At 38.8% G+C, this 3496-nt stretch carries 3 protein-coding genes and 1 pseudogene; 2 read left to right on the top strand and 2 right to left on the bottom strand.

Features of this window, described 5'->3' with window-relative positions; all coding sequences use genetic code 11:
* Positions 1-542, top strand: a pseudogene (locus tag AOG54_RS09810) (MFS transporter); the annotation flags it as partial.
* 58 nt (positions 543-600) lie between these two features.
* The gene (locus tag AOG54_RS01910) at positions 601-1959 is read left to right on the top strand and encodes a signal recognition particle protein Srp54 (RefSeq protein ID WP_048102466.1); all 1359 of its coding nucleotides are present in this window, start codon (positions 601-603) and stop codon (positions 1957-1959) included.
* Positions 1960-2024: 65 nt separating this feature from the next.
* Here AOG54_RS01910 and AOG54_RS01915 read toward each other — a convergent pair whose 3' ends face one another.
* Both AOG54_RS01915 and AOG54_RS01920 read right to left on the bottom strand, forming a co-directional pair.
* The gene (locus tag AOG54_RS01915; protein ID WP_048102464.1) at positions 2025-3218 is read right to left on the bottom strand and encodes a digeranylgeranylglycerophospholipid reductase; all 1194 of its coding nucleotides are present in this window, start codon (positions 3216-3218) and stop codon (positions 2025-2027) included.
* On the bottom strand, positions 3205-3414 hold the full coding sequence (locus tag AOG54_RS01920; RefSeq protein ID WP_048102553.1) for a DUF362 domain-containing protein: 210 nt from the start codon (positions 3412-3414) through the stop codon (positions 3205-3207). Before AOG54_RS01920 ends, AOG54_RS01915 begins: the two co-directional genes overlap by 14 nt.
* Between the last annotated feature and the right edge of the window lie 82 nt (positions 3415-3496).

A 3496-nucleotide genomic window follows, 5' to 3' on the forward strand; every position in this document is an offset into this window, starting at 1 on the left:
TTTTTATACCGTATATTATTAATACACTGGATATTTCAGGAATTTTATTTACAAGATTTATAATAATACTTATTTATTCATTTGGTGTTCCGGTCGGTTACATCGGCCCATTATTAATTCCAAGAATTGGTCTAAAAAAATTATCATACACCGGTTTTATAATATCATTTATTTCATTAATTGGATCCGGAACATTTCTCGTCTTAAGGCAATTTTTACTAATTCCCGCATTTATGGTATTATTCGTCATTGGCAACCACTTGAATAACCAGCCGGTGATAACATCACAGTCGTTGGTTTCTAATACAGAATACCGTGGCAGGGCAGTTGGTTTAACCAATTTTATTCTTCAGCTACCATCATCAATGAGCATTACAGTTTTTCCCTTAATGTTCAGCAGGATTGGCCTTGGCTATTCCACGCTTGTAATTGCATTTGCATCATTTGCAGGTATAATAATATCAGCTGCAATCTTTAAAGATATATATGGTTACAGCAGTGACCTTGAAAATCACGGAAATGCAAAAAACGATATAAATTAATAAATACCATGAATTTCTAAATATAAAAAATTTAAATATAATATATCCATAATTAATTATGGTTTTGGACAGCCTTTCCGATTCATTAAAGGGAATTATACGTAAAATATCAGGATCAAGCTATATTGATAAGGACACAATTAAGGAGGTTTCAAAGGAGATACAGCGGGCACTATTAAAGGCCGATGTAAATGTCAAGCTGGTTTTAAGGCTTACAAAAACTCTTGAGGATCGGGCAATGAATGAAAAGCCCCCCGCAGGCATGACAGATCAGGATTATATAATAAAGATAATTTATGATGAGCTTTTAAAAATACTTGGTCAGAATGTGAATTTTGAATTGAGGCCACAGACAATAATGCTTGTTGGCCTTTACGGCAACGGTAAAACCACCACGGCAGGAAAACTCGCAAGATTTTTTATAAAAAAAGGTTTCTCAACTGCACTTATAGCCGCAGATGTACACAGGCCCGGTGCATATGAACAGCTGTATCAGATTGCAAAGGAGGTCAATGCCCAGTTTTATGGGGAAAAAGATGAGAAGAATGCACTTAAAATAGTGAAGAACGGATTAAATGCAACAGATGCCAAGATTAAAATTATAGATACTAGCGGCAGGGACTCCCTTGATGAGGATCTTATTAAAGAGGTCAGGGAGATTAAGGAGAGTGTAAAACCGGACAATGTATTATTTGTGCTCGATGCAACCATGGGGCAGCAGGCAGGGCCACAGGCAAAAACATTAAATGATGCTGTAAGCATAAGCGGTGTTATTATAACAAAAATGGATGGCACAGGCAAGGGTGGTGGCGCATTGAGTGCTGTGGCAGAGATTAACTCGCCGGTATATTTCATAGGAACCGGTGAGCACATGGACGACATTGAGATTTTTAATCCAAAAAAATTCCTTTCAAGGCTACTCGGCATGGGAGACATTGATGCATTAATGGAGGCGGTTAAGGAAACAAACTTTACAGAGGAGGAGGCAGAGGAATCGCTTGAAAAATTGATGTCAGGGAAATTCAATTTAAAGGATATGTATGATGTCTGGGAGAAATTTTCAAAACCAGGCCTATTAAAAAAAATCTTTGGGTCCCTTCCACTGGCCGCTATGCCGGGCGGTGATAAAATCAATGAAAACCAGATAGATGAGGCCAATGAAAAACTTCAACTTTACAGGGTTATACTCGATTCCATGACATATGAAGAACTGGAGAACCCGGATATTTTAAACCCAAAGAGAATAAGGCGCATAGGAATTGGTTCTGGAAAGGGCGAGAATAATGTAAGGGCGCTTTTAAAGGAATACCGTGCAATGAAAAACAACATGAAGATGATAAAGGGGAACAGGAACTTCAAGAAGATGCTTAAGGCCTCAATAAAAAGTGGGAATTTCAGCCTTGATGATATAAATTGATTTTATCTGGTGAAAATCTATAATATATCATAGGATAAAAATATAAAATTTTTAATAAAAATAATTTAAATTAAATCCTCCAGCTGTTCCACAAGCTCGGGATATTTTAACTGAACCGCCTTTAGTATCTCCTCAACTGAAATATCCTTGATTTTTACATCGGATATGACATCAACCAGTTTGTCCATTGTATCGTCGCTTAATGTTGCCAGTTTTTCCTTGGCATACCAGTTTCTTAGGTGCTTTCTCTCAAATTTGTTTTTTACCATTATATCATAGTTCTTCATCATTGTCTCTGAAAAGTCATTGGCATCTATCGCCTTTTTGGCAACCTCTGCGGCATATTTTCCTGAAATAAGCCCGTTTGCTATGCCACCGCCCGTTATTGGGTCTATAAGCCTTGCAGCATCACCAACTGTCAGGAGCCCTGGCATTGACATTTTATCCTTTACCCTGTTAACAGAAACACCGCCGGTTATAACCTGTATTATTTTTCCCTTGTTATATCCTGGATGCGCCTTGATCCAATTGTCAAGATAATTCCTCACATCCCATCTATCCTTCATTTTTGATATGGTCACACCAATGCCAACATTTGCCTCGTGCGGCCCCTTTGGAAATACCCATATGTAACCTGCAGGTGCCACGGAACCAAGGTAGAAATCTGTATAATCCATATCTGAATCCACACCAACCATTCTGTATTCTATTGCAGATATTATGTCATTCTTTGCAAGTATTAATGATTTAAGCCCGGCCCACCTTCCAAATTCGCTTTCAAAGCCATCAGCTGCTATGACCATTTTTGCATGGACAGGAACCATCTCACCATTGTGCCTTATAACCGCACCTGAAACCTTGCCATCCTCATCCTTTATGACAGAAAGGGCAGGAGATTTTACCCATACATCAGCCCCCTCGGATGCTGCAAGTGCAGCCATGTACTTGTCAAATTTATCTCGCTCAATAACATAGCCAACCTCATTTCCGGCGGTTTCAGCTGTAAGCATAATGGGCTTTGTTTCGGACGGGCCATATATTCTGGCACCCTTAACCTCATCTGATATCCAGTGATCCTGTGGCTTAAGGTCAACCTCAGGCATCCATGCCTTGGAAACACCCTCACCGCATCTAACTGGAGATCCTATATCAGGCCGCTTTTCTATTAAAAGAGTTTTCAGTCCGTTTCTTGCAGCAAATCTGGCAGCCGAACTTCCAGCAGGGCCTGCACCAACAACCAAAACATCATAATTTAGCATGGAACCACTCCGCTGTTATTGCTGCTGTTGGACAGCCAACAACACAGAATCCACATTTAATGCATTTTTCTTCATTAATGTCTATGACAGTTTCGTCCATGAAAATTGCATCGGTGGGGCACATACCAACACATGCGCCACAATAATTGCATAGACTTCTGTCTACATCCATTTCACTTTTAACCTTCAATTCCATAAGGTTAAAAGACACATTGATATATCTATTTTTCTGTTATTTATATGGCTAAATGTTTATAAATAAATTTATTAAATTTTAA

Origin of the sequence: Acidiplasma aeolicum (genome assembly GCF_001402945.1) — an archaeon.
Taxonomy (GTDB): Archaea; Thermoplasmatota; Thermoplasmata; order Thermoplasmatales; family Thermoplasmataceae; genus Acidiplasma; species Acidiplasma aeolicum.